The following is a 265-nucleotide window of genomic DNA, read 5'->3' as shown; positions in this document are numbered from 1 at the left end:
CCGCGCGGCCGCACGACGACTCCCGCACCATCGGTCTGCCCCTCGTTTCGGAGCGCGATGCCGACGTCGTAGCCGAGATCCTGGCCGGGACAACACCGAAGGTCGACAGCGTGCTGCAGGCCCTGCTCGACATCGCATGGGACGGCGCCAAGCGACTGAGGTTCCGCGCCGCGCCCCAGGAGTTCGTCGGCCCGCTGATCGACTTCGTGGAGCTCGACCCCGAGATCAGGAGGATCATCACGGTGGCGGCATCCGCCGACGCCGC

The 265-nt window shown here is 69.8% G+C and carries 1 protein-coding gene; it reads left to right on the top strand.

Features of this window, described 5'->3' with window-relative positions; genetic code table 11:
- On the top strand, positions 1 to 265 hold a 265-nt coding region (locus QN345_RS20210; RefSeq protein WP_323509263.1), incomplete at both ends, for a hypothetical protein.

It is taken from the genome of Cryobacterium sp. 10I1, assembly GCF_035019805.1.
GTDB lineage: Bacteria > Actinomycetota > Actinomycetes > Actinomycetales > Microbacteriaceae > Cryobacterium > Cryobacterium glucosi.
The sequence above is the reverse complement of the archived record's forward strand: the minus strand, read 5'-3'. Positions and strand labels throughout refer to the sequence as shown.